The 25,736-nt window shown below is 41.9% G+C and carries 27 protein-coding genes and 1 pseudogene; 17 read left to right on the forward strand and 11 right to left on the reverse strand.

Going from position 1 to position 25,736, the window contains the following annotated elements; genetic code table 11:
* Nucleotides 1-4: 4 nt before the first annotated feature.
* Entirely contained in the window at nucleotides 5-160 is a 156-nt protein-coding gene (locus LQ226_RS14520) for a YuzL family protein (RefSeq protein WP_231418676.1), read from the reverse strand.
* 117 nt (nucleotides 161-277) lie between these two features.
* Here LQ226_RS14520 and LQ226_RS14525 point away from each other — a divergent pair, with 117 nt between their 5' ends.
* From LQ226_RS14525 to LQ226_RS14540, 4 genes are all read left to right on the forward strand, one after another.
* Complete coding sequence (locus LQ226_RS14525; protein WP_231418677.1) at nucleotides 278-1,513, forward strand: metallophosphoesterase family protein; 1,236 nt, start codon at nucleotides 278-280, stop codon at nucleotides 1,511-1,513.
* Nucleotides 1,510-4,422: an ATP-binding protein gene (locus LQ226_RS14530; protein ID WP_231418678.1), complete on the forward strand. Its 2,913-nt coding sequence runs from the start codon at nucleotides 1,510-1,512 to the stop codon at nucleotides 4,420-4,422. The genes LQ226_RS14525 and LQ226_RS14530 overlap by 4 nt, the downstream gene beginning before the upstream one ends.
* 97 nt (nucleotides 4,423-4,519) lie before the next feature.
* The gene (locus LQ226_RS14535) at nucleotides 4,520-5,068 is read left to right on the forward strand and encodes a GbsR/MarR family transcriptional regulator (RefSeq protein ID WP_231418679.1); all 549 of its coding nucleotides are present in this window, start codon (nucleotides 4,520-4,522) and stop codon (nucleotides 5,066-5,068) included.
* A 358-nt stretch (nucleotides 5,069-5,426) separates the two neighbouring features.
* Nucleotides 5,427-5,612 carry a sporulation YhaL family protein gene (locus LQ226_RS14540; RefSeq protein ID WP_255688673.1) on the forward strand — a complete coding sequence of 62 codons (186 nt, stop codon included), beginning with the start codon at nucleotides 5,427-5,429 and terminating at the stop codon, nucleotides 5,610-5,612.
* Nucleotides 5,613-5,657: 45 nt separating this feature from the next.
* Here LQ226_RS14540 and LQ226_RS14545 read toward each other — a convergent pair whose 3' ends face one another.
* Nucleotides 5,658-6,581, reverse strand: a complete 924-nt coding sequence (locus tag LQ226_RS14545) for a peptidylprolyl isomerase (RefSeq protein ID WP_231418680.1) — start codon at nucleotides 6,579-6,581, stop codon at nucleotides 5,658-5,660.
* Between the two features lie 253 nt (nucleotides 6,582-6,834).
* Between LQ226_RS14545 and LQ226_RS14550 the strand changes: the two genes are divergently transcribed.
* Nucleotides 6,835-6,924 carry a YjcZ family sporulation protein gene (locus LQ226_RS14550; RefSeq protein WP_036786834.1) on the forward strand — a complete coding sequence of 30 codons (90 nt, stop codon included), beginning with the start codon at nucleotides 6,835-6,837 and terminating at the stop codon, nucleotides 6,922-6,924.
* 717 nt (nucleotides 6,925-7,641) lie between these two features.
* On the opposite strand, the gene LQ226_RS14555 is transcribed toward LQ226_RS14550, so the two are convergent.
* Together LQ226_RS14555 and LQ226_RS14560 are read right to left on the reverse strand one after the other, a co-directional pair.
* Nucleotides 7,642-7,821, reverse strand: a complete 180-nt coding sequence (locus LQ226_RS14555) for a hypothetical protein (protein ID WP_036786836.1) — start codon at nucleotides 7,819-7,821, stop codon at nucleotides 7,642-7,644.
* A 164-nt stretch (nucleotides 7,822-7,985) separates the two neighbouring features.
* A complete protein-coding gene (locus LQ226_RS14560) occupies nucleotides 7,986-8,540 on the reverse strand; it encodes a DUF3267 domain-containing protein (RefSeq protein WP_231418681.1) in 555 nt (184 codons plus the stop codon).
* Nucleotides 8,541-8,728: 188 nt separating this feature from the next.
* On the opposite strand from LQ226_RS14560, the gene LQ226_RS14565 reads away from it, so the two are divergent.
* Nucleotides 8,729-9,106: a DUF1878 family protein gene (locus tag LQ226_RS14565; RefSeq protein WP_231418682.1), complete on the forward strand. Its 378-nt coding sequence runs from the start codon at nucleotides 8,729-8,731 to the stop codon at nucleotides 9,104-9,106.
* Here LQ226_RS14565 and LQ226_RS14570 read toward each other — a convergent pair.
* Nucleotides 9,093-9,677, reverse strand: coding sequence for an HTH-type transcriptional regulator Hpr (locus tag LQ226_RS14570; RefSeq protein ID WP_231418683.1), 585 nt, complete (start codon nucleotides 9,675-9,677; stop codon nucleotides 9,093-9,095). The two genes, LQ226_RS14565 and LQ226_RS14570, sit on opposite strands and share 14 nt — an antisense overlap.
* Nucleotides 9,678-9,922: 245 nt before the next feature.
* Nucleotides 9,923-10,426, reverse strand: a complete 504-nt coding sequence (locus LQ226_RS14575; RefSeq protein ID WP_231418684.1) for a GbsR/MarR family transcriptional regulator — start codon at nucleotides 10,424-10,426, stop codon at nucleotides 9,923-9,925.
* Nucleotides 10,427-10,715: 289 nt separating this feature from the next.
* On the opposite strand from LQ226_RS14575, the gene LQ226_RS14580 reads away from it, so the two are divergent.
* The 4 genes from LQ226_RS14580 to LQ226_RS14595 all read left to right on the forward strand — a co-directional run bounded on the left by LQ226_RS14580 (nucleotide 10,716) and on the right by LQ226_RS14595 (nucleotide 14,775).
* A complete protein-coding gene (locus LQ226_RS14580; RefSeq protein ID WP_231418685.1) occupies nucleotides 10,716-11,909 on the forward strand; it encodes a quaternary amine ABC transporter ATP-binding protein in 1,194 nt (397 codons plus the stop codon).
* Entirely contained in the window at nucleotides 11,902-12,750 is an 849-nt protein-coding gene (locus LQ226_RS14585; protein WP_231418686.1) for an ABC transporter permease, read from the forward strand. The genes LQ226_RS14580 and LQ226_RS14585 overlap by 8 nt, the downstream gene beginning before the upstream one ends.
* A gap of 80 nt (nucleotides 12,751-12,830) precedes the next feature.
* A complete protein-coding gene (locus tag LQ226_RS14590; RefSeq protein WP_231418687.1) occupies nucleotides 12,831-13,769 on the forward strand; it encodes a glycine betaine ABC transporter substrate-binding protein in 939 nt (312 codons plus the stop codon).
* A 91-nt stretch (nucleotides 13,770-13,860) separates the two neighbouring features.
* Nucleotides 13,861-14,775, forward strand: coding sequence for a glycine betaine ABC transporter substrate-binding protein (locus LQ226_RS14595; RefSeq protein WP_231418688.1), 915 nt, complete (start codon nucleotides 13,861-13,863; stop codon nucleotides 14,773-14,775).
* A gap of 47 nt (nucleotides 14,776-14,822) precedes the next feature.
* On the opposite strand, the gene LQ226_RS14600 is transcribed toward LQ226_RS14595, so the two are convergent.
* The 3 genes from LQ226_RS14600 to LQ226_RS14610 form a co-directional block, all read right to left on the reverse strand.
* Nucleotides 14,823-15,182 (reverse strand): YtxH domain-containing protein, encoded by a 360-nt coding sequence (locus tag LQ226_RS14600; protein ID WP_231418689.1) that lies wholly within the window; start codon nucleotides 15,180-15,182, stop codon nucleotides 14,823-14,825.
* Between the two features lie 706 nt (nucleotides 15,183-15,888).
* Complete coding sequence (locus tag LQ226_RS14605; RefSeq protein ID WP_231418690.1) at nucleotides 15,889-16,419, reverse strand: tryptophan transporter; 531 nt, start codon at nucleotides 16,417-16,419, stop codon at nucleotides 15,889-15,891.
* A gap of 135 nt (nucleotides 16,420-16,554) precedes the next feature.
* Nucleotides 16,555-16,980 carry an HIT family protein gene (locus LQ226_RS14610; RefSeq protein WP_231418691.1) on the reverse strand — a complete coding sequence of 142 codons (426 nt, stop codon included), beginning with the start codon at nucleotides 16,978-16,980 and terminating at the stop codon, nucleotides 16,555-16,557.
* 816 nt (nucleotides 16,981-17,796) lie between these two features.
* On the opposite strand from LQ226_RS14610, the gene LQ226_RS14615 reads away from it, so the two are divergent.
* From LQ226_RS14615 to LQ226_RS14625, 3 genes are all read left to right on the forward strand, one after another.
* The gene (locus tag LQ226_RS14615; RefSeq protein WP_231418692.1) at nucleotides 17,797-18,540 is read left to right on the forward strand and encodes an ABC transporter ATP-binding protein; all 744 of its coding nucleotides are present in this window, start codon (nucleotides 17,797-17,799) and stop codon (nucleotides 18,538-18,540) included.
* Nucleotides 18,533-19,753 carry an ABC transporter permease gene (locus tag LQ226_RS14620; protein WP_231418693.1) on the forward strand — a complete coding sequence of 407 codons (1,221 nt, stop codon included), beginning with the start codon at nucleotides 18,533-18,535 and terminating at the stop codon, nucleotides 19,751-19,753. The genes LQ226_RS14615 and LQ226_RS14620 overlap by 8 nt, the downstream gene beginning before the upstream one ends.
* Nucleotides 19,754-19,823: 70 nt before the next feature.
* Nucleotides 19,824-20,537, forward strand: coding sequence for an EcsC family protein (locus LQ226_RS14625; RefSeq protein ID WP_231418694.1), 714 nt, complete (start codon nucleotides 19,824-19,826; stop codon nucleotides 20,535-20,537).
* Here LQ226_RS14625 and LQ226_RS14630 read toward each other — a convergent pair.
* Together LQ226_RS14630 and LQ226_RS14635 are read right to left on the reverse strand one after the other, a co-directional pair.
* Complete coding sequence (locus LQ226_RS14630; protein ID WP_231418695.1) at nucleotides 20,531-21,706, reverse strand: M20 family metallopeptidase; 1,176 nt, start codon at nucleotides 21,704-21,706, stop codon at nucleotides 20,531-20,533. The genes LQ226_RS14625 and LQ226_RS14630 overlap by 7 nt on opposite strands.
* A gap of 206 nt (nucleotides 21,707-21,912) precedes the next feature.
* The gene (locus tag LQ226_RS14635) at nucleotides 21,913-22,347 is read right to left on the reverse strand and encodes a ferritin-like domain-containing protein (protein WP_231418754.1); all 435 of its coding nucleotides are present in this window, start codon (nucleotides 22,345-22,347) and stop codon (nucleotides 21,913-21,915) included.
* A gap of 403 nt (nucleotides 22,348-22,750) precedes the next feature.
* Between LQ226_RS14635 and LQ226_RS21205 the strand changes: the two are divergent.
* The 4 genes and pseudogenes from LQ226_RS21205 to LQ226_RS14655 all read left to right on the forward strand — a co-directional run bounded on the left by LQ226_RS21205 (nucleotide 22,751) and on the right by LQ226_RS14655 (nucleotide 25,682).
* Nucleotides 22,751-23,151 (forward strand): annotated as a pseudogene (locus LQ226_RS21205) (phosphatase PAP2 family protein).
* Between the two features lie 59 nt (nucleotides 23,152-23,210).
* Nucleotides 23,211-23,972 carry a cell wall-active antibiotics response protein LiaF gene (gene liaF / locus LQ226_RS14645; protein WP_231418697.1) on the forward strand — a complete coding sequence of 254 codons (762 nt, stop codon included), beginning with the start codon at nucleotides 23,211-23,213 and terminating at the stop codon, nucleotides 23,970-23,972.
* A gap of 11 nt (nucleotides 23,973-23,983) precedes the next feature.
* The gene (locus tag LQ226_RS14650; RefSeq protein ID WP_231418698.1) at nucleotides 23,984-25,036 is read left to right on the forward strand and encodes a sensor histidine kinase; all 1,053 of its coding nucleotides are present in this window, start codon (nucleotides 23,984-23,986) and stop codon (nucleotides 25,034-25,036) included.
* Nucleotides 25,029-25,682, forward strand: coding sequence for a response regulator (locus tag LQ226_RS14655; RefSeq protein WP_231418699.1), 654 nt, complete (start codon nucleotides 25,029-25,031; stop codon nucleotides 25,680-25,682). The genes LQ226_RS14650 and LQ226_RS14655 overlap by 8 nt, the downstream gene beginning before the upstream one ends.
* The last annotated feature ends 54 nt before the right edge of the window (nucleotides 25,683-25,736 follow it).

Genomic DNA, 25,736 nt, shown 5'->3' on the forward strand with positions numbered 1-25,736 from the left:
GGGATTATTCCCCGGCTGTGTTTTCTTTTTTATATTGCATATTCGTTGTTTGATGATCAGGCTCATCACGGAAACGCTCGACAGGTCCGCTGTTTGGAGAGCCTTTAACACTTGCAGCACTTTTTCCACGTTCTGAAGGATTCTTCTTTCTCTTTGCCATTTATAATCACCTCCTTTCATAGCGTATCCTGATCCGAATGAATTATAAGGCGAACGTGCTTTCGGTGGATTCCTCTGGTAAAATACAAGCAATAGGTTAAGAAGGGAGCTTTGAGATATGAAGCCGACGCTTCGTTTCATACATTGTGCAGACCTCCATTTGGACAGTCCCTTTAAAGGGATCGGATCAGGGCTTGCGGGCCGTTTATATCAAGAGGTGGTAGAAAGTACATTTCAGGCATTTGAACGGGTCATTTCTCACGCTGTTGAGAACAAAGTGGATTTTGTTTTAATGGTGGGAGATTTATTTGATCAAGATGGACGAAGTTTGAAAGCCCAGATTCGTTTAAAGAATGGATTTCAAACCTTACATAAAGCAGGAATCAACGTGTTTGTTTCCCATGGAAATCATGATCATACAGGGGGAAGCTTCTATCCTGTTGAATACCCGGAGAATGTGACTATTTTTAAAGAGGAATCTGTCTCGGTCGTTCCTTTTTATAAAAATGGAGAACACGTGGCGAACATTGAAGGATTTAGTTACCCCGAAAGAGCGGTTTATGAAGAGAAGGTAGGGGAGTACAAGCGGTCGGAAGAAGATGTGTTCCATATCGGAATGTTACACGGGAGTATTGCGACAAATACCGACCATGATGTCTATGCTCCTTTTAGGCTGGGACAATTAAATGAGGTGGGTCTTGATTATTGGGCTCTTGGCCATATTCATAAGCGACAGATCTTGCAGGATGACCCGCCTGTGGTTTACCCAGGAAACATACAAGGCCGGCATCAGAATGAGAGTGGGGAGAAGGGCTGCTACCTTATTGAATTAGGAGAGGGGGATACAACCCTCACGTTTTTGGCTACGAGTGCCATACGGTTTATGGATGTGTCGTTTGATTCTGTCCATTCTAGCATTGAGCTTTATGAACAAGTAGAGCACTGGAAAGAAAAGAATAGAAATACATTAGCACCTGTATTGGTGAAAGTGGTTGTAGAAGGGTCCAACATGGAAGGGGCGCGGGAAAGAGAGGCGCTCCGTGATCTTATTGATATCTGGAACGAGGCAGAGGAAGAGGAGTCCAGTTGGATTTGGATTCAAAGTCTTGTGACGGAAACGAAGCCGACGTGGGATCGTGAAGAATTGAAAGAAGGGTCTCATTTTATTGCTGATTTAATTCGTCACATTGATTCGAAAAAACAAGAAGTGGATCAGATCGTGAGCGAATTAACTTCGCATAAACAAGGTCGCAAGTATATAGGATCGTTTACAGAAGAGGAGAAGAAAGAGATCGTCCGAGACGCAGAGACGTATTTGCTCACATCCTTATTAGAGAAGGAGCGGACAGAATGAGATTAAAACAGGCTTTCATATATGGCTTTGGGAAATGGCAGCAGGAGACGATTGATTTCCGAGAGGATGGTTTAACTGTTTTCTATGGAAAAAATGAAGCAGGCAAGTCCACGCTGAGGCAATTTATGATGTATATGCTCTTTAACTTTCCACCTAAAAAGGTGAAAGCATTCGTGCCTAAGATGGGAGGAACGGTTGGAGGACGTTTAGTCATCGAAGATCCTTCTTACGGTTTGATTACGGTTGAGCGTGAAATGAATCAGAACGGTGGAAAAGCGCGATGTTTATTTGACGATGGAACTGAGCGTGAGGAGGACTGGTTGAGGCATTATTTAAAAGGGATCGATCAACCTACATTTGAAGCCATCTTCTCCTTTGATCTTCATGACATCCAACATATTCATACAATCGGTTCTAAAGCTATTGGAGATGTTTTGTTTGGGGTTGGTATGACCGGTTCTGAACAAATCTACAAGGTGGAATCGAAACTTGAGAAAGAGATGGAGAGGTTGTTTAAGAAACAGGGGAAGAAACCGGAGTTAAACGAACAATTTGCCCTAGTTAAGGAAATGGAAGGAACACAAGCTCAGTTAAAACAAGAAGAACGGAAATATGCAGATTTAAAAATGGAGGAAGATGAAGCCTCGAATGAACTGAATCAGTTACAAGAGAAGCGCTCTGCCGGTACGCTTCATAAAGATCGTTTGGAAAAACACAATCAAGCTGCCCATTTGATTTTCCGTTATCAACAACTTACCGAAAAGCGGACGTCGTTACCTGATCATCTTTCGTTCCCTGAACAGGGACTTGAGCGGTATTATAAATGGAAAGAACAAGAGATGCCCATCCTTAGTGAACGAGAAGTCGTGCAACAATCTCTTAAAGAGATTGAAGCTGAGAGGGAGGGCGTGCCTGATTATGATGCGGACCTTGTCGATGAGGGAACGAAGTGGATGGAGCGAAAGCCAGAGTATGATCGAAATGATGCTCGCTTGGAGACGTTGATAGCTGAATCTACTCAAGAGCAGGATCAAATATCTCGTAAGCTAGATGAATTAGGCATTCAGCTCACATTTGAAGAGCTCTTAGATCTTTCCTTGCCTTTCTACTTAGAGGAAGAATGGCAGCAAATGAGCCGGGAAAAAGCGTCGCTTGAAGAAGACAAGGATCGATTGCACCAAGAAATCCGAGCCAATCAGGAAGAACAGTCACGCATACAGCGCTATGTGAGTGAACATAGAGATAAACGGCTTTCAGAAGAGGAAGAAGCCCGGTTACGAGCCAAGGTAAGCAATGCCAGGGAGAATGTATGGAAGAAAGAGATGGAAGAGGAAGAGCTTAAAAGTCGAAACCAGTTTGCTAAGAAACAATCAAAGCTTGGGAACCAAATGGCGGTTGTAGGAATCGTCCTTGCCTTTGCAGGTGGGATAAGTGGATGGATTTTGTCTGATCCGATCTGGTTTATTTTCAGCGCTATCCTATTAATCGCAACTCTCTTACTCGTAAATCAATTAAAGCAATCAACGGTTCAATCACCAACAAACGACAGACGCGGGGAAGAGGTGTCTACTGCTACCCTTTCAGAATGGGAGAGACAGTTACAAGAACAAGATCACCTTGTTCAAGAGCGCCTGAAATATGAGCAAGAGGGGCAAACCTTAAGGATGAGGGAGATTCAATTAGAAGAACAGCTTCATACACTAGGCCAACGTCAGCAAAGGATCAAGCAAGTGATAGAGGAACAGGTGGAGAACTATCCGTTTCTTCGTGATGTGTCCGAAACCTATTGGCCAAAAGTGTACCAGCGACTCTCAAACCTCCAGACCAGACAACATGAATGGTGGAAAAAGCAAGAACAAATTGAATCCATCGCGGCCCGTCAAAAAACGTTAGAAAATCAATTATTTTTCTTTGCAGACCGTTTACAACTAGGACGTGAAGGGGAAATAGGTTTCATATGGAATAACGTAGCAGACTATGTTGAAAAGGCAGAAGAGTCGAAGCGTGACCGTTCTAAGTTAACGGAACGTTCCATCCATCTACAGAAGCAACTCGAGCAGCTAGAACAAAGGCAAGGGCCGATCCAAAGGGAGTTGCAACAGCTGTATGATAAAGCATGTGTCACAGAAGCGGAGTCGTTTCTTCAGAAAGGGGAAATGGCAACCGAGATAGCAAATATAGAGGCAGAACTTCATCAAGTAGAGAAACAAATTGATACCATCTATATGGACAATGACGCATCATCCGAAGCCAAGTCAATGAAGATTGATGAACCCTCATTGAAAGAAGCTCTCGAGCGTGCGAGAGGAGAGCTCGAAGCGGTCGAAAAGGAGATCGAAGAAAAGCGCCAGCAATTAGCCGATCTTCGTTCAGCGATTCAGTATCTTGAAAAAGATGACCGGTATTCAAAGAAACGACATGAAGTGACCTTAGGAAAAGAAAAGAGCCGGGAGTTAGCGAAAGAGTGGGCAACCTATAAAGTAGCCCATACGTTCTTAAAAAGGACCAAACAAATGTATCAGGAAGAAAGAATGCCAGCTGTTATTGAATATTGCGGCCACTTTTTCTCCATCCTAACAAGAGGTACATATTTACGTGTATGGATGCCGGAAGAAGGTGCCCTGACGGTAGAGAGGAAAGATGGGTATCGTTTCTCTGTTGAGTCCCTGTCTCAAGGTACAAAAGAACAATTATATGTAGCCTTACGGTTAGCCTTAAGTCAAACGATAAAAGAAGAACATCCTTTACCTTTCATTATTGATGATGCTTTTGTAAACTTCGATAACGAACGAACGGATGAAATGTTAGAGGTCCTTCAACAAATTTCACAGGATCAACAGGTCATTCTGTTCACGTGTAATGATGCAATTAATCAAAAAATAACAGAACGTAAAAAAATTTTTTTATAAAAATTAAGTTTTTATTTGTCATGACCTCGCACTTTTGGAATAATAGTGATAAAATACTTGAGGACAATGTCGAATAAAGCTAGTGGAGGGTCGTCCATTGGTAGATAAAGAAAGAAGTCAAGAATGGACAGAATATGAAGAAACAATAGAAAAATTTATTCAAGTGATCGCCAAAAACATGAGCCTGTACGGAATCACCTCTTCAGTAGGTCGACTGTATGGAACGCTTTACTTTGCAGATCAGCCAATGACGCTAGATAATATGCGTGATGCGCTTGAAATGAGTAAGACAAGTATGTCGACTGGTGTGAGAGCTTTATCAGAGATGAAGATGGTTGAACCAGCTTTCCGAAAAGGAGTACGTAAAGATTTATATAAATCTGAAGAGGATTGGTATAAATCCTTCACATCTTTATTCGGGAACCGTTGGCGACACCATACCGAAACAAACATCGAAGAAGCTGATGAGGCGATCTCTGAACTTCGATCCATTATGGATGATACAGACGACGAAGAGTTACAAGGAATGATCCAACGAGATATTGACCGATTAGAGTACGCGAAAGAGTATTACCGCTGGCTCATGAAGTTTATCCGTGTCGTTGAATCAGGCGAGATCTTTAAATACGTACCAAAGGGTGACTAAGTCTCCCCCTTGGAAGAAGCATGTCTATCATCAGACATGCTTTTTTTGTGCTCTAAAAGGTCTTATGATACCCGAAGTGTTAAGCGCAAAAATGGCTTGTTTCCGTTATATCTTATAAGGAAAAGGTGAGCCTGGAAACTGCGAGACTCCCGTGGGCAGAAGAGCCTAGGTGAGACCCCGGAGGCCGGCGTAGCCGGGTGAGGAGGCTCACCAGCTCCCCACAGGAAAGCGAGTGGTTTCCAGGCTCACCTTACGCTCAATTAAAGGTAACGGAAACATTCTCTAAACATAAGGTCAGGAATATTCACCTTCAACGCCGCATAGGCTTGTATTAAAAGTGGACAAGGGGGAAGAATCCATGATTGCAGGAATTCCATGGTGGGTAATCGCAATGGTTGTATTTATTTTATTTAGTGGATATATGGCGCTTCGAGCGATGAAAAAAGAACAGGAAATGGAACAAAAATTCATTGAACAAGAGGGTCAAAAGTACATGGACCGAATCGATGACGCGAAACGAAAGAAAGAAACGATGCCAAGTTAAATAAAAAGGCTGAACCTTGTAGGTTCAGCCTTTTTCTATACAATCTTATTTCTCATCAGAATCTGATTCTGTGTCTTCTGATGCTTCTTTTTCTTTCGTGTTATCGAGAATGTCTTCTAAGCCTTCAGCTTTAATGTTAACGTCAGCTTCTTCGATCAATTTGTCGATCGTTTTCTTAGCATTCTCTTGGTTTAACTGCTTAGCTTGAAGGTCTTCTTTAATTTGCTCTTTCATATCTTCAAGAGGCTTCACATCTTCATTCTCACGCTCGTCTGTTAGCTTGATAATGTGCCAGCCGAATTCCGTCTTAACCGGTTCGCTCACTTCGCCTTTTTCAAGATCATAAGCAGCATCTTCAAAGGCAGGAGTCATTTTCCCAGGACCGAAGAAATCAAGGTCGCCTCCGTTTGAAGCAGAAGGTCCTTCAGAGTATTCTTTAGCTAGTGCAGCAAAATCTTTGTTGCCTTCTTCGATTTTCTGTTTCACTTCTTTCGCCTTTTCTTCTGAGCTTACCAGAATGTGGCTTGCGCGAATCTCTGTTTTCATACGATCGTAGTAATTTTGAATTTCTTCATCTGACACTTTGATCTCTGCTTTCGCAGCTTTTTGTTGCATCAGGCTTTGCTCGACTACTTTTCTGAAGTCTTCTTCAGATTTGAAGCCCATTTGTGAAAGCGCCTGGTCGAACTCACCGCCAACTTGTTCTTTGTATTTTTCTACTTCTTTTTCAATTTCTTTGTCGGTTACTTTATATTTGTCATCAAGAACTTCTGTCACAACCATTTCATGAAGAACTTGTTTACCATAGCGATCCTTCAGCTCTTGGTAAAATTCATCTTTTGTAATGTTTCCGTTCTTCGATTCAACGACTAGTTCTTTGCTTGCCTCATCGTCTCCTTGTGCATCGGAGCATGCAGATAAAGCTAATACACCTGCAGTTAGTGTCGTTGCTAAAGCAATCTTTTTCATCAGGTAAACACTCCTAATCCTTTAATTGTGTCAAAAGTTAGAGCATCATTTGGCTCTAAAAGGCATTTGAAAGCCCCGTGAAGGCAACTTTCGGACAACCTAATCCTTGAAATAATATAACATACTGAGGGGATAAAACAATAGGGCTATCCCTAAGTTAGAGGAAAACTTTTCAAAACCTGGGCGTCCGCCTATCCAGAACCAGCACCCCCTGCATATGATACGGTAGTAAGTTAGAAAAGGGGGTGGCTTCATGAGCAAAGGAGGTTACGGCGGCGGTTTCGCTTTAATCGTCGTTCTATTCATTCTGTTAATTATCGTTGGTGCATCTTGGTTGTACTAATCATCCCTGAGATCGGATCTAATCAGAAAACCCTCTGCCAGATGGCAGAGGGTTTTCTGGTTAGATAAGATTTCCGTTAGCGTTTGTTGGGTGTAAGGTGGTTCGGGAAATCACTCGCTTTCCGCGGCGAGCTGGGGAGCCTCCTCAATCGCTACGCGCTTTCCGGGGTCTCCCCTAGGCTCCTACTGCCGCAGGAGTCTCGCAATTTCCCGAACCACCTTTGCCATATGTAGAAGGAACGGAAATATGCTAGGCTAGAGTATCTCTCCGAGTTGTTAAACGGGTACATTCATCGGCTAGCTGGGGAACGAATCACTTTCCGTGGCCCCACACGACGTGTGGTCGCTTGACGTTGTTACAGGACGTGACGGTCTTAGTCGGCCCCCCTAGCGATAGGTTGAAAACCGGCCCCATGAAGTATGTGGAGGGTCTTAGCATCCTATTCTCTATGTAACTTTGCTCTTAAGGTGTATCTCCGATATATGGTGTGTTTCCATTTAACCCAATATGGAAAAGGATGGTCTGGAAACTGCGAGACTCCCGTGGGCAGAAGAGCCTAGGTGAGACCCCGGAAGCCGACGTAGTCGGCTGAGGAGGCTCACCAGCTCCCCACAGGAAAGCGAGTGGTTTCCAGGCCATCCTTACACTCAACCAAAGCAAATGGAAACATACACGTATCAATAAAAAAACAACGTCTTCTATGCAAGAGACGTTGTTTTAGGTATACAGGATTTCGACGTAGGACGAAATCAATAGTATGGTGATTAAAATGTTAATCGTTCGGAACACTTTCGGTTGCTTTTCAACAGCCATTTCTGTTTTAAGGCACAGGGAATGGGTTAAAGAGTTAAAGACGAATAAGATGAAAAGCGCAAATGGTACAAAGAATACTGACATGAATAGAAACCTCCTTTTGCACCTATGAAATTACTGTATCAAAAAAACAAAAAGTTGAACAGTAAAAATGCTCATATGTATAGAAAAACCCTTTTAAATGCATTAGCAATGAGTACCATTCTGGAATAGTCTTCATTCCCTGCATCTAAAAGGGTTTACTGGGTTTACTTTTTGTATTTGTCAATTAAGATATCATACCCATCTCTTACATTTTCAATAATGCATTGTTTTGGTGCGCGCATGAATTGATTAACGCACAAGAAGTCTGTGAACGAAAGTCCGATATTTACGGCTGTAAACAGGATGATATAAGCGAAGTAATTTGGGAATACAAAGCTTGTAATCAAACCAGGTACAGATAACAGAACAGTAGGTGCAAGAGCCACCATGATCGATGTTGTTTTAGATAACGTTGAGCAGCTTCTATAAGAAAACGTTGGTAGAACGCCTTTTTTTAATTTCCAGCGAACACGAACGCGTTTGTTTAGAAGAACCAATGGAATCATGTGCATTAGTTTGTGAATCGCTGGCAACAAAAACAGAGAAGCTGCTAGCGGAAGCAAACCGTAGTCATGCACTTGATGACTTTGATGGTACATCGCAAACGGTACATACAGTAAAATAAAAGAAAGAACACCAAGCATTAAGCTCAATAAATAAATTCGGTTTGAGCCAAATTCTTTCGTGATGTTAAAGGATTTCCAGCAGTTAAGATTCATACTCAATAACCCCCTTATTTGTGACAAGGTATACTCTTGTATAGTAGAATTTTTATAATGAATGATTTGCTCAAATAAGATTGGCATATCGAATGATACGATGTTTTATAGAAGAAATCAATAGGCTTTTTGTAAAAAAATAAAAAAGTCCCCGAAGCCTTGGGGGATGTACGTTGAAAAGGGATAGAATGAAGAGTGAAATTGAGGAGAGAGTCCTAATGTATGAAACGGATGTGAACACAAAAAAAATAGCCTTTCATGTGCAGCTGTTAGCGAACAGTGAGCAAATGAAAGACTACCCTTTTACAAAGATGTTGATTGAACGAGGGGTAACAGAAGAGGAATGGCAGGAGGTTATGGCGTTATTAGCAACCTTAGATGCTCGTTTTCATGAAGAAGCTGAAGAAGGTTTGCTCGATTTTACGCCCCTCCTGATCCATTTTGCTGGGATGCTGAACATGAAGTTGCATCCAGATGAGGCCATTTTGGCCATAAAAAAAGAAGGATATTATTCCGAACTTATGATTGCATTTGAACATGTACGCAGGGGAACTAGTCTTCGTTAGAAGAATCAACGTTATCTTCAGTAGTAAGATCGCTAGTTGATTGTTCCCCTTGGTTAAATTCGGACTCTATATTTTCCATGGAACGATCGAGGATTTCCATGTATTCATCTCCGTATATTTCCCGAATTAGGGCAATAAGTTCTATAAATTCAGGGTATTTCCCATAAATGTCTTTTAAGGGCATACTGCCGCGGATGACGGCATTGTTTTCTGGGTCGTAGGATTGCATGGTTTCAAGGAGAAGCGACTCTCCTTCTTCAGTCAGCTGAATGTACGTATTACGCTTATCATTTTCACGCTTGGAAAATGAGAGTAGGCCACGTTCTTCAAGCTTTTTGGAAAAGTTGAAGGCGGTAGAGACGTGCATGACCCCGAACTTAGAGATTTCAGACACGCTGGCTCCCCTCAAATGATAAGCAATCCACAGAATATGGTGTTCATTTATGTTTAAATGAAATGGTTTAATCCATTGTTGCCAATCCTTTTCAATCATTTTCCATAAGGCCTTGCTTAGTTGCGCCATTTTGTGACTAAAAAGTATAGCATCTTGGATTGTAGTATCATCTCTCATAGCCTTCCCCCTCTCTTGATGATTGCTAGATTATTAACTTCATATGGACAGTATTCACCATTATTATCGCAAGAAAACCCTTATAAGAGAAGTTCTAATGTGTGTCTAAAATGGGACTTTAAGGGCAAAAAGGCGTTTAATCCCGTCATAAAGGGGTATTTTAAAGTAAAGTTTTTTTGAAATTCATTAAAAATTTTTTAAGTAAATTAAAAAATCCCCGGTTCATTCGTTGAACCGGGGATTCTTTATTGATCAGAAGTAGATGGATCAATTTCTGAAAAGGCTTTCGAAATCAAGCAATGAAATTCAATCATTTCGTTTAACTTTTCTTCAAAACGATTCGCTTCATTGCTTTCCATCTCTTCTTTATCTAAGAGCAATTTTGTTTCTTCTAATGAATGTTTTTGGCGATTGGCAGCGTCAAGCCATTTGTGGATGTATGAGGACATAAATTTGTTGAACAAGTCGGAGTTTGCGGCATAGAGGTCTTTACGAACGCCTTTCTTCCAAACTCGTTCAACCAAGTTGAGGTCAAGTAAACTTCTGATACCTGTGCTCATCGACGTTTTGCTTTTTGCCAGTGCTTCACTCATTTCATCAAGAGTCATCGGTTCTCCTTCTATATAAAGGGTACTAAACAGTAACGCTTCTGAAGGTGTAAGACTAAACATCTCAATGGTTTTAGAGAATTCTGTTATTGCATGATACTGAACTTCACTCATTATACTGTTGTTCTCAGTTTCAGACATGAAGGAACCTCCTTCTCGTTTACTACCACTCACATTACACTATAGTAATAAAATATGGAAATATCAGATTGGGTAGCATTTTGAAGGAAAATGGAGAAATTAAAAGGTTTTATTCGCGACAGTGTGTTCAGTTTAAACTGTACGAAAAATATGTTCTTAAATCAAAGAATTTATCGTTTGTACTAAACGAACAGACAGTATATAGTATAAAAGGTGAGTGATTGAACGAAACAAAAACGAAAAATAGTTCATTAGAAATAGTGAAAATGTATTAGAGGGGTGAATTTAGGTGCCGATCATCAAAGTAGAAAACTTGTCAAAGATTTTCGGTAAGAATCCATCTCAAGCACAGAAGCTGCTTGACGAAGGACTAAAGAAAGAAGAAATTTTAAAGAAAACTGGAAATACAGTCGGTGTAAACCGTGCTTCCTTCGAAGTTGAAGAAGGCGAAATATTCGTTATTATGGGACTTTCCGGAAGTGGTAAGTCTACACTAGTTCGATTAATCAACCGTTTAATTGAGCCGACTGAAGGTAGTGTATATATTAACGATGAGAACTTAGCTGCAATGGATAGCAAGAACTTGCGTCGCGTTCGTCGTGAAAAGATGAGTATGGTATTCCAGCGCTTTGCTTTGTTCCCATACCGTACTGTTTTACAAAATACGGAGTTCGGTTTAGAAGTACAGGGCATTGATAAATCTGACCGTTCTAAGAAAGCGAAAGAGTCTTTAGAACTTGTAGGACTTGGAAGTTTCATTAATCAATTCCCAGGTCAGTTATCTGGTGGTATGCAACAGCGTGTTGGGTTAGCACGAGCGCTTGCGAACGATCCTGAAGTATTATTAATGGACGAAGCGTTCTCAGCTCTTGACCCACTAATTCGTAAAGAAATGCAGGATGAACTTCTGGATCTGCAAGAGCGCATGCAGAAAACAATCCTTTTCATTACGCACGACTTAGATGAAGCACTTCGCATTGGTGATCGTATTGCGTTAATGAAAGATGGGTCCATTGTTCAAATCGGTACCCCGGAAGATATTCTAGTAAACCCTGCAAATGATTATGTAGAGAAATTCGTTGAAGATGTAGACCGTTCGAAGGTTCTGACAGCCCAACATATTATGAAGCGACCTGAAACGGTTAACATCGAGAAGCATGGTCCACGTGTAGCGCTTGAACGTATGCGTGAAGAAGGTCTTTCTAGTATTTACGTAACAGACCGATCTCGTAATCTAAAAGGCTATGTAACAGCTGATAATGCAAGACAAGCGATCGATGAGAATGTGAAAGACTTAGCACACGTTATCGAAACAAATGTCCCAACATGTGATCTTGATACATCAATGAATGACATTTTCGATATCATTCATAATTCACCAGTACCGATTGCTGTCGTAGAAGACGGAAAACTACGCGGAATTATTGTTCGCGGAGCCGTTATTGGAGCGCTAGCAGGAAGTGAGGTGTCCATCAATGAGTAATACTCTATTACCAATGATTCCAGTAAAAACATGGGTTGATAACTCTGTTGAGTGGATTACAGATACATTTGAGTTTGTATTTGATCCTGTAAAAAATAATTTAGATTCCTTTATCGAGTTCTTAAGTGAAACGCTTCAAATGATTAACCCTTGGGTGTTTATCGCAGTGATTGCGATTGTTGCATTCTTTGTAACAGGAAAGCGAATTGGTTTGGCTGCATTCTCGATTGTAGGCTTATGGTTTATCCTCAACCAAGAGATGTGGGAGCAGTTAATGGATACGTTCTCCCTCGTTATAACAGCCAGTCTGATCTCGGTTATTGTTGGTGTTCCATTTGGAATTTGGATGGCTAAAAGCAATATTGTTCAAGCCATACTTACACCAATATTAGACTTTATGCAGACGATGCCAGCCTTTGTTTATTTAATTCCTGCCGTTGCATTCTTCGGTATTGGGATGGTTCCAGGGGTGTTCGCATCTGTTATCTTCGCGGTACCGCCAACAGTGCGTTTTACAAACTTAGGTATTCGTCAGGTATCTACTGAATTAATCGAAGCCGCCGATGCCTTTGGTACAACAGGCTTACAGAAACTATTTAAAGTACAGTTGCCAATGGCGAAGAAGACGATTATGGCTGGTATTAACCAAACCGTAATGCTAGCTCTTTCCATGGTTGTTATCGCATCCATGATCGGTGCAGAAGGTCTAGGTAAAGAAGTTATCACAGCCTTACAGCGTAACGATGTTGGTCTTGGTTTCGTCGCGGGTGTATCTATTGTAATCCTTGCGATTGTCATTGACCGCTTTACACAAAGCTTGAATTCGCAAAAAGGTGAATAAGATTCGGTTGTACCTTCTTAATTTAAGAAGTTCAATAAAGCTCAATTAGTTAAAAATTAGAAAAGGGGAGTTTCATTAGTATGTTTAATCTTAATTGGAAACGTTTAGGTATTGCAGCGGGACTATCATTGTCTCTAGTAGCAGCAGGTTGTGGATCAGATGATAGTTCTGAAGAGGAAAACACTTCAGGCGGAGACGGTGAAAACACTGAGCAAACTGCCAATTATAGTGAAGAAATGGATTATACCATCACAGGCGTAGATGCGGGTGCTGGTGTTGTAGGTAAAGCAGAAGAATCCATTAAAGAATATGGCCTAGATGGCTGGGAAGTTAAAACGTCTTCAGGCGGTGCAATGACTCAGGCGCTTGGTGATGCGATTGAAGATGAAGAGCCAATCGTTGTAACAGGTTGGACGCCACACTGGAAATTCGCTGAATATGACTTACACTACCTTGAAGATCCAAAAGGTGTATTTGGTGGAGAAGAGCAAATTAAAACAATGGCTAAACAAGGTCTTAAAGACGAAAAGCCAAACCTTCACAAGATCTTAGACCAGTTCAACTGGACAACAAGTGACATGGAATCTGTTATGCTTGAAATCCGTAATGGTACTCCAGAAGAAGAAGCAGCGCAAAACTGGATTGATGAAAACCAAGATAAAGTAGATGAGTGGACAAAAGGTGCTGAAGAAGTAGACGGTACTGAAGCTAAGCTTGCTTATGTAGCTTGGGACTCTGAAATTGCTTCTACAAACGTAATCGGTGAAGTTCTTCGTCAGCAAGGTTTCGAAGTAGAACTTAGCCAATTAGACAACGGTGTTATGTGGAAAGCGGTAGCAGAAGGCGAAGCTGATGGAATGGTAGCAGCATGGTTACCAGGTACACACGGAGACCTTTATGAGTCTTATCAAGATCAACTTGAAGACCTTGGAGCGAACCTTGAAGGTGCTAAGATTGGTTTAGTTGTTCCTGACTACATGGATGTTAAATCAATCGAAGATCTTGAAGCAGCAGAATAATAAGTCATAAAAAGATAAGCCTTCCTACCTTAGTAGGTGGGCTTTCTTTTTAAATCTTATCTATAATTTACTTAACAAAAGGGGTTAAATCATGAACTGGAAAAAGCTCGGACTAACGGCTGGTTTATCGTTATCACTAGCCCTAACAGCCTGTGGATCAACAGAAGATGATTCATCAAATGGCGGTGATTCTGGCGATAGCAAAGAATCCGTTGGCGAACAACTTGACTACACATTAACAGGTATAGAATCTGGTGCTGGTATTATGGTGGCAACAGATAAAGCCTTAGAAGAATATGATAATTTGGAAGGCTGGGAGGTTTCTTCAAGTTCCTCTGCTGTTATGACAGAACAACTGGGGAATGCCATTGAAAACAAAGAGCCTATAATTGTAACGGGCTGGACCCCGCACTGGAAATTCGCTGAATATGATTTAAAGTACTTAGAAGATCCGAAAGAAGCTTATGGTAGTACAGAGCATATTAACACCATTGTTCGTAAAGGTTTCGAGGAAGATATGCCTAAAGCGGCAAAAATTCTTGATAATTTCAAATGGACGCCTGATGATATGCAAAGTGTCATGCTTGAGCTTCAGGAGGGCACTGACCCTGTAAAAGCAGCGAAGAACTGGATTGAGAATAATGGGGATAAAGTGGACGAGTGGACAAAAGGAATTGAAGATGGAAGCGGAACCGTTAAATTAGCATACGTACCGTGGCAATCTGAAATTAGCTCCACGCACGTGATTTCTGAAGTGTTAAAACAAAAAGGATTTGAAACAGACTTAACTCAAGCTGGTATTGGTCCAATGTTCCAGGCTATTGCAGATGGTGATTCTGATGCGATGACGTCTGCATGGTTACCGCGTACACACGGAGATCACTATGAGAAGTTTAAAGATGAATTTGTGGATCTGGGTGAAAACCTTGATGGCGCAAAGATCGGATTAGTTGTACCAAAGTATATGGATATTGATTCAATTGAAGATCTACAGCCAAAAGAATAATGCAAAAAAGGTGCACTCCCTGTAATCGGGGGTGCACCTTTTTTGCATTATTGTTGTTTTGCTTTTTCTTCAAGCTCTTTCAAGCTTTCTTCAATTTCTTGTAAATGTTTTTGAATGTTTTTCTGGTGGGGTTCAATCGTTTGTCTCCAACTCTCGATTGATTGTTTCACTTCCGTTGAAAGGTCCCGTAATAACGAAGCACCTTCTTTAGATGTTTTAGCAATTTGTTCTGTTAATTGTTTTCCTTCGCCCTGCAGATTAGCAAGCGTAGTTTTGAGTTGGTCACTAGAATCTCTAACTTGTTGGCGCATCTTAGTACCAGCTGAAGGAGTGGACAAAAGTGTAGCTGATGCACTCACGACTCCTCCTACGACGAATCCGAGTAGTAATGATTTCCCTTTTCCCATAACCACAACTCCTTTCCTAACTATCTTCTATTATATCCGTTTTTCCTTTTTGTGTTGAGGTATAAACTCTATTTATTATAGAAAAGTCATAAGTGAGTGTAAGGGGAGTGGTGAAACGGGGGTGTGAGTGTAGAAAGAGTAAGGGGGAGTGCAGAAACGGGGTTCTGAGTGTAGAAAAAGGAGGGGGAGTGCAGAAACGGGTTTGTGAGTGTAGAAAGAGGAGGGGGAGTGCAGAAACGGGTTTGTGAGTGTAGAAAGAGTAAGGAGGAGTGAAGAAACGAAGGCGTTGAGTGTAGAAAGAGGGAGGAGAGTGCAGAAACGGGTGTTTGATTGTAGAAAGAGAATGGGGAGTGCAGAAACGAGGTTCTGAGTGTAGAAAAAGGAGGGGGAATGCAGAAACGGGGTTCTGAGTGTAGAAAGAGGGGGCAGAGTGCAGAAACGGGGTTCTGAGTGTAGAAAGAGGAAGCCGAGTGTAGAAACCAGAATCGGAATGCAGAAAGAGAAAAGGGATATGAAGAAAAGTTGTTTTGTAGTGTAGAAACGATCGATCTAGTGTAGAAAGAAGAGTTTGAATGAAGAAAAAAAGAAGAAGCAGGAACAAAAAAACAGCATTGAACCCTTGCCCGCCAGCCCAAAGTAGAGCTCTCAACCAATATGAAGTGAAATAAAAAGAGTGCGCTCCTCAAAAGGAACGCACTCTTACGTTTTATGCAGTTGCGATGCGGGATCGTTTTGAGATTTTCTCAACGATCGGGTAAATAACCGTCATGGCTACAGTGTTGAAAGCAGCTGTCGGAAGGACGATTGTGGCGTACATGATCATAAAGCTTCCTTCTACAAGTCCAATAATGTTAACAGCTACGAATAGGAAGATTCCTCCGCTAATCAGTGTACCGATAAGGGTAACACCTGCTGCCAGGACTTTTTTATTCGTAAATTTACCTGCAGCGATCACGATTCCGAAAGCGACAAGCGCTGTTAACGGCTTATCGATTAAGTTGGCAATCTGACCTCCAGGTAATCCGGTTGTTAAAGCAGCAATCGCTCCTGTAACAAGGGATAATAACATGACATATTGGAACTTAGGAAATAGAATGATTCCGAGGAACATCATGATCAAGAGCATATCAGGCTTCATCCCATTCACAATAGGCGGAGCGAAAATATGCAATACAGCACCAATCCCAACAATTAACGACAACAATACTAACACACGCGTGTCTAGACGACTCTTCACTTTACATCTCTCCTCTTCTAAACTAGTCTCATCTTACCTTCCAGCTGTGTCCTCTTGACCAGCTGCGAAAGCCTAATTCTATTATATCAAAAGTCTCTCGAAAGCTAAACATCTCAGATTTTAACAGCTTGAAATCTAACCAATGTTGGCGGCGATTTCACCTGCAATGGACTGTAGTTGTTCTGTGGAATACTCATTTGAATGCTCTTCCCATTTTGCCCCAAATCCATCATTCTTCCCGTATCGAGGAATAAGATGAATATGTAAGTGGAAAACAGACTGTCCTGCTGCTTCTTCATTGTTATTAAGGACATTCAATCCAACCGGCTCATACGTCGCTTTAATCGCATTAGCGATTTTCGGCACGCGTGAGAAAAGTTTCTCGGCAACGTCAGAGGACGTTTCGTATACGTTCTTTACATGTTCTTTCGGAATCACAAGCGTATGGCCTTTTGTGACCTGGCTAATGTCTAGAAATGCATACACATCTTCATCCTCATACACCTTCGCAGAAGGAATTTCTCCATCGCGAATTTTGCAAAAGATACAATCTTGACTCATCCAATCTCCTCCATTTCAGCACATGGCTATAGTGTGTATATATCGTATCAGAAAATAGGACAAGTTCCAATTTGCGAGCCGTCTTTCAGTTTCCCAACCATCTTTTTTATATTTGGGGAAACGAAAACCTTCCTCATTTGTGGGGGATGATAAAAGTATACACAGGCGGTCCGTTCGCAAATTATAACGCCAGGGCAGGCTTTGGGACTGCGAGACTCCCGCGGGAAGAGGAGCCTAGGGGAGACCCCGCAGAGAGCGATAGCGAACGAGGAGACTTCCCAGCTCCCCGCAGGAAAGCGAGTTGTCCCAAAGCCTGCCCTAGCACTTTTACAGTAACGGACCTCAGCCATCATTGCAAAACAAACAAAAAGCAGAGTGCCTCATAAGAGACACCCTGCCTGTAAGAAGGTTAGGGAGACGTTGCTATCCTTAACGGATGTTTGGGAAACACTTTGACACGCGTGGGGTTGCCACTAATGTGCAGAGATCATCGGAATGGACTCTGCAGGAACGTGTCTAAAGCTCGCGAATATACCTGCTGTCAACACCTCATTTAGTGAATGCGTGTTTTTATAAAGCTCTTACCAGATGGTGGAGTTTATCTCAGCTTGGTCTTTCACAGACACCTCATTTCAAATTTTAAGAAGAACTTAAACCTTGAACGTAGTGAACAGTGATTTGCTCCTGGACAACGTCTCCCGTTGCCTTCAAGAGTTATTATGGGCAGAATCGGAAGAACCTATACAAAAAAGTTACGATTTTTTTGGCAAAGTGTCAGGGGAATGATAAAATTTGGAGAAGAAGAGAGGGATACAAATGAAATCACTATTACATATTCAAGATCTTGTAGGTGGATACACGCACAAAAACGTTTTGCACGGCATTTCATTTGATATACAGCCGGGTGAAATTGTTGGCTTAATCGGACTAAATGGAGCCGGTAAGAGTACAACGATTAAACATATTATTGGACTCATGCAACCGAAACAGGGGGCCGTCACTGTAAATGGGAAGACGTTTCAGGAAGACCCAGATGGGTATAGGAGTCAGTTCTCCTATATTCCGGAGATGCCCATTTTATATGAGGAGTTAACGCTTAGAGAACACCTTCGTCTGACCGCGATGGCATATGGGTTAACAGAAGATGTTTTTGAAAAGCGCTTACAGCCCTTGTTGAAGGAATTTCGTCTGGAGAAAAAATTAGATTTTTTCCCTGTTCATTTCTCAAAAGGAATGCGACAAAAGGTCATGATTATGTGTGCCTTTTTAGTCGAGCCTTCTTTATACATCGTGGATGAACCTTTTGTTGGTTTGGATCCGTTAGGGATTCAATCGTATCTTCAGTTAATGAACGAGATGAAAGACCAGGGTGCAGGTGTGCTGATGTCGACACATATTCTAGCCACAGCGGAACGCTATTGTGATCGGTTTGTGATTTTGCACGACGGAGAAATTCGGGCCAAAGGGACCCTTGAAGAACTGCGGAAATCTTTCTCTATGCCAGATGCGACGTTGGATGACTTATACGTGCAGTTAACAAAGGAAGAAGATCATGCTTAAAATTGAACCTCAAAAGCTGTGGCGAGGGCGACTTGATTCTCATACGAAAGAGATGGGTCGCTATTTACGGTTAATGTTTAACGATCATTTTTCTTTTGCAATGTTCTTCTTTTTAGCAGGGATGACATATAACTACCAACAATGGTTAGCCACGTTAGATGCTGGTTTTCCAACAGCTCTCGTAATGGGGGTTGTCTTTGCAGCCTTACTAACGTACAGTCCGATCCGTACGTTTTTACGGGAAGCCGATTTAGTCTTTTTACTTCCTGCGGAGCACCGTTTATCAAGCTTTTTTAGGAGCGGCATTGTGTATAGCTTCTGTTTACAGGTGTTTGGACTGTTCTTTGTGGTGGTTGCTTTTGGGCCGTTGTACTTCACAACCTATTCAGATAGGGAGATATCGGCCTTTGTCCTATTCGGCATTGTCATTCTCATTCTAAAGGCATGGAACACGCTGTCTCATTGGTGGGAATTGAATAGTCGAGTGGGATGGAGTGGCTATGTTGATCCTGTCCTTCGTTTTCTCTTAAATGGATTGACGATCTATTTCTTTGTGCAAGGAAATTGGATCTTTGCGGGCGTGACAACCATTCTGTTATTCGGGTTGATGATGTATGATTACAGCTTGGCGAAGAAACGAAAAGGAATTGCATGGGATGTATTGATTCAAAAGGATCAGCAGCGTATGCAAGTGTTTTACCGAATTGCCAATATGTTTACGGATGTTCCTCACTTGAAAAATAGTGTGAAGAAGCGCCATTGGCTCGTTCGTTTGATTAAAAATCCAATTCCGTTCAAAAGCGATAAGACGTTTGACTATCTATACAGAATTACGTTCATCAGAAGTAGTGATTACCTTGGGTTATATATCCGTCTTCTTTTAATCGCGGGAGCGTTTGTTTATTTTGTTCCAAATGTCTGGATGAAACTTGCGTTTGGTTTCTTGTTCATTTATTTAAGCGGATTCCAGATGGTGACCCTTTGGCAGCATCATCGAGAGGTGTTATGGCTCGATCTTTATCCGCTGCGAATTGAATCAAGGAGAAAAGCGTTGACGAAATGGTTATTCCAACTACTGATTGTGAAAACCGCATTATTAGGCGTGATTTTCCTTGTTCTAGGGAACCTGCTAGGTCTAGCAATCGTATGGATTGGTGGGGCTTTATTCAGTTACTATTTGTCACATATGTATTTAACAAAGCGATTAACGTAAAACGTCGCCGGCCCTTAATTATTTTAGGGTCGGCTTTTTAATAAGGGAAAGTTGTATCGGAGGGTAAAAAATGAAAACACCTTATGAGGAACGAAAGCATCGGGAAGCCCTCAGCTGGGCCAAAGGATTGGAGAAGCGTGGGCCAATTATTCAGAGGAAATCAAAGCGGATTCAGACAACGATTAATAACTGGGTGCCAGAGCGTGTCCATAAAGTTGTCTCTGGAAGCGTGAAGCAAATGATTGAACTTTCGTTAACAAGCTCTCACTATATTTATCCGATTGAAGTGGGTGAAGGATGGACGCTGAAAGAGCGCGAGGAGCAAGTGGGAGCGAGGTTGAAATATTACAAGCGGACTGCTGCTTTAGAAGGGGCTGGGACTGGGGCTGGAGGTATTGCGCTTGGTCTTGCGGATTTTCCGCTCTTACTTAGCATAAAGATGAAATTCTTGTTTGATACAGCAAGGCTATACGGGTTTTCTGTTGAGAGGTATGAAGAGAGGATGTTTGTGCTCCATGTGTTCATGCTTGCATTCTCAAGTGATGAGAAGCGTGAAGAAATTCTTCATCGCGTGTTGAACTGGGAAGATGAGAAGGAAACGATCAAAGAGGTGGATTGGAAAACGTTGCAACTGGAGTACCGGGATTCGATTGATTTTGTTAAAATGCTTCAGCTTGTCCCTGGATTTGGAGCGGTTGTGGGAGCCTGGGCTAATACAAAGCTAATGGAACAATTAGCGGAGACAGCACAAAATGCGTACCGTCTCCGTTTAATGGGTTACTGATTATTCTGATAAGCAAGGAATGATTGGAAAAGTGTTTTCGCAGCAATCGGAAGGGCACGCTCATCAATATCAAATTTTGGATGGTGGTGAGGATAGGCGTGGCCTTCTTTTTGTGCGCCTGTAAAGAAGAAGGCGCCGGGACGTTCTAATATATAGTAAGAGAAATCCTCGCCCGTCATCACAGGTTCAACATACTGGGCCTTCTCAACACCAGGTGTGTTTGATGCTCCTTCGATTACCATAGCAGCTTCCTCAGGATGATTCACGACAGGTGGGTACCCTTTCATATAATTGAACTCATAACTTGCTTCATGTGAGGTGCAGACCCCTTTCACATGATTCTCCATTTCTTTGATGATGAGCTCTTGGACATCTGGGCTAAACGTGCGAACCGTCCCCTTTAAGGTTGCTGTATCCGCAATGATATTGAACGTCGTGCCGGCTTCAAACGTGCCAACTGTGACAACGGCTGATTTTAACGGATCGAGTTTGCGGCTTACAATTTGCTGAAGGGATGTGACAAGCTCAGAACCGATTACAATCGAATCCTTCGTTTGATGAGGCTGTGCACCATGGCCCCCTTGACCTTGAATCGTAATTTCAAAGGCATCGGCTCCCGCAAAGAAGGCTTCTGGAGCTGTTTCAATGGTTCCAACTGGTGTATTGCTCCATAAGTGCGTTCCAAATACAGCATCAACGCCTTCAAGCGCACCTGCTTCGACCATCCCTTTAGCACCACCAGGAGGCTTCTCCTCCGCGTGCTGGTGTAAGAAGACGATGGTTCCTGGTATGTCTTCTTGATGCGGCTTTAGTGCTTTGGCGAGGCACAATAAAGAAGCTGTATGACCATCATGGCCACACGCATGCATAACGCCTGGGACAGTGGATTTATAAGGAACGTCTTTTTGGTCTTGGATTGGAAGGGCATCAAAATCCGCTCGAAGGGCAACCGTCTTACCAGGTTTGCCTCCTTCTAACGTAGCCAAAATGCCATTTCCCCCAACGCTTGTTTGATGGGGAATGTCTAATTCTTTATAAAAATTTGCGATATACTTCGATGTTTCTGTTTCTTCAAATGATAGTTCAGGGTGTTGGTGCAAGTAGCGACGAATGTCGACCATTTCGTCGGAATAGGCATCAATGTCTTGTAAGATTTTTTGTAAATCCATGAATTTCCCTCCTTGTGTTAGCCATATTATAACAAAGACGAAAAAATATGAATATACAGACAACTCGGAGTATGAGAATTAAGTAAGATCCTTAACTTCCATGACGCATTCAGATGGATGGGGATGAACAGCCTGAAAACGTTTGTGGAATACAAAAAAGCCGTACCACTTTAGCTAGCGGCACGGCTTTTTCTATTAATAGTTCCTTATTGTAAACGTGGATCTGCAAGGAGACGTTCCATTTCTTCCATGTGACCCGTCTCATCAGCGATCATGTCGTCTAATTTGACAACAAGTTCTGTGTATCCAAGTTCTTCAGCTTGTTGCTTGCGTTCTTCGTAACGAAGAATTGTGTCGTGTTCTGCGCGTTTTGCTTCTTCAAGCATATCTTTAACGTCTGAAAGTTGTTTAACTTCAGCTGGTTTAGTTGTTGGTGTGCCACCTAGTGTTTTAATCTTTTCAGCCAGGTAAAGTGCATGACCTTGCTCATCGCCAATTTCAGATTCAAAGAATGGTTTTAAAACTTGGTAGTAAAGTCCTTGCACAACCGCAGCATTGTACGTATACATAATGCTTGCCGCATATTCGTGTGCTAAGTCTTCGTTTAAGCCATCAATTAGATTTTGTACTTTTTGATCCATCATAATCACCCCTGTTTAGATTTGTTCGATGTTTATCATGTCGCACAATATCAATGTACCCTGATGAGAAAAAACTAAACATAAGCCCCCGACCCTAGTAAAATAGATGAGAAAGGAGAGGAACAGATTGGAATCATACGATTATTTTTCTAAACGGTCCCTTCACTTCTTAACCGTGATTGGACTAGTTATTGCGTTAACATTAATGATTCTTGTCCTGACAAATCAGGCTGGCTTGTTAGATGACTGGGCTGCTCAGTTTGCAGAAGAATCGGGAGAAGGGGTGCACCAGTTCTTTGCTGCTCTCACACCTTTTGGATCAGGTAAGGTTCTTGGACCTGTGGCTCTCTTGTTTATTTTCATCCTTGGGGTTATGAAGAAAAACAGACTTCAAGCGGTTATGATGTTTTTTGGTGTTCTAGTGGGATATGGAGTTAACCTCTCCCTAAAGAGCGCTATAGGACGAGAACGACCTCTTCTTAATGAAAGTGTGGAAGGGTTTAGTTTTCCTAGTGGTCACGCGATGGTTTCGTTAATATGTGCTGTGCTCGCTTATTATTTTCTTACCAGAAGAGCTCAGTCTCGTTTAACAGTTACAGTAAGCGCGGGGATAGGATTTATGCTTGTCTTTTTAATCGGGTTAGTCGAGTGTTTGAAGGAGCGCATTATCTCTCAGATGTGTTAGCTGGGTTCATGTTTGGGTTTGTTTTTGCTATCGTCTGGATCTGGTTGTATGAATGGATGGCTAATAGAGTGAAACTCCGACTAGAGGCTGAGGAGGAGACCACCCAGAGCATGTTCTAAAAGAAACAAAAAAGCGCTAAGATAACTATAGAACTTCCGCTATGAGGAAAAGGGTGGTTATGATGAAACGAGTAGGTTTTACAAAGTTTATTCTAGCAGTTGCATTAATTGTTGGTGGAATTTTTATATTATTAGCGAATCTTGACGTTATTTCCCTGGAAATGTGGCAAGTATTTTCTTATAGTTATCCTTTCATACTTCTCGCTATTGGGATTAAATTTATCTTAGATAGCCTATTTGGGAAGGGAGATCGTTGGCCGCTTGGTTTGATTACGACCGTATTTGCTGCCTTCCTTGTTATGGATCGATTCGGGTGGATGACGTTTACAGCAGGTGATATTTGGTTGCTTTGGCCTTTACTATTGGTGCTAATCGGTGTTCGAATCTTTACATCTAAAGGCACGAAGCCAAAAGTCGAGATCCGCTTTGATGATGAACATGATTCAGAGGATTTTAAGAGGAAGAAAAGCGCCATTGGGGACTATTCCTTTACAAATAGTGATTGGTCAGTAGAACCGATGAACTTATGGAATGCAGTGGGGGATTACAAGTTTGATTTCACAAAGGCGTTTATCCCTGAGAAAGATACACCTTTTAAACTATCCGGAGTCGTAGGAGATGTGAAAATATTAATGCCTGAAAATGTCGCTTTTCGTATTGAAGCGAGTGTGAAAACAGGCGATATACGAATTCTTGATCAGAAGGCAGATGGATTGAACCGAGTCATGCACTATCAGACACCAGATTACGGGACGGCAACAAGAAAAGTAACATTTTATGTCGATTTCAAGGTTGGCAATATACGTCTGGACCGAGTGTAGGGGATGAGAAAATGCTTAAAAGACTAAATAGTGTTCGATACGTATTTATCCGCTCTCATTTTTATGGGGTGTTCCTAACCCTCCTGATTTTATTGTCTGTATTATTAGGGTTCTATGTGTTGAAGGAACCTGAGTGGTTGACCTCTCAAGCCATCTTCTTCTTTATTGGATTATTTATCGTGGTGTCAGGACTCGTTTCGATTTATGTAGGATTTCAATCAAGTGGTACAATTAAAGAGAAGCTTGATGGGATGACGACAATGATTCGATCATTAGCTCAAGGAAATTACAATGCTAAAATTTATATGAACTCTGATGATGAATTTGGTCATATGGGGGAAGAACTAAATGAATTGGCTGGAAAATTACAAAACCAGGTCAAATCCCTGCAGCGAATGGCCGATGAGAAATCTGAATTCGCAAAGACGGCTCATAAGGCTGCTACGATTGAAGAGAGACAGCGTCTTGCTCGTGATCTTCATGATGCTGTCAGCCAGCAGCTATTTGCACTAACCATGATGGCTCAAGCAACAGAGCGTTTGTTTGATAAGGACCCTGATCGTGCCAAAACTCAGCTTGAGGAGATTACATCCATGGCACTGCAAGCTCAGACTGAGATGAGAGCGTTGCTGCTACATTTACGCCCTGTTCATTTGTCTGGTGAGCCGTTACATGAAGGAATTCAGACGCTAATTCATGAATTAGAAGAGAAGTGTCAGATGGATTTTTCGGTTGATTTAGATGATACAGTTCATTTATCAGATGGCACAGAAGAACACCTATTCAGAATTGTACAGGAAGCTTTGTCGAATATTTTACGTCATGCCGAAGCAACAGCCGTACAACTGTCTCTAACAAGCATCAGCGATCAAGTATTTTTACATATTAGCGATAACGGGAAAGGGTTTCATGTAAACCAAGATAAGAAAACCTCTTACGGCTTAAAAACGATGCAGGAACGAACGGACGAAATCGGTGGTACACTGACACTTCGATCCAAGCCAGGAGAAGGAACTTACATTGATATAAGAATTCCAAATCAGGAGGCGGATGTGGATGAGTGAAACGGTCAGAGTTGTGGTTGTAGATGATCATGATGTAGTTCGTAAAGGGGTCATTGCTTATTTAATGACAGAACCGACGCTTGATATTGTAGGAGAAGCATCTAGTGGGAATCAGGGGGCAAAGCTCGTCCTTAAAGAAAAACCAGATGTGGTGCTAATGGATCTTATGATGGAAGACGGCGACGGAATTGAAGCAACGAAGCAAATTATGGCTGAACACCCTGATTGTAAGATTATCATTCTTACAAGTTACTATGACGATGAAAAGGTGTTCCCTGCTCTTGAAGCGGGGGCTTTTAGCTACATGTTAAAAACGTCTTCAGCCGATGAAATTGCCTCGGCCATCAAGAAAGCTGCCAAGGGAGAAACCTATATTGAACCTAAGGTTGCCAACAAGATGATGACACGTTTCCGATCGAAAGAGAGGAAGCTACACGATGACTTAACAGGGCGTGAACTAGAAGTGCTGATGTGTATTGGGGATGGTTTAACCAATCAGGAAATAAGTGAGAAACTCTTTATTGGTATTAAAACGGTCAAGACCCACGTCAGCAATGTCTTAAGTAAGTTAGACGTTCAGGACCGTACACAAGCAGCCGTATACGCACATAAAAATGGGCTAATACGCTCATCGAACGATTCATAGAGAAGGCGGAGATGAAATCTGACTAGATTTCACCTCCGTTTTTATGTGGCTGGC

This window comes from Pontibacillus sp. HN14 (assembly GCF_021129245.1).
Taxonomy (GTDB): Bacteria; Bacillota; Bacilli; order Bacillales; family BH030062; genus Pontibacillus.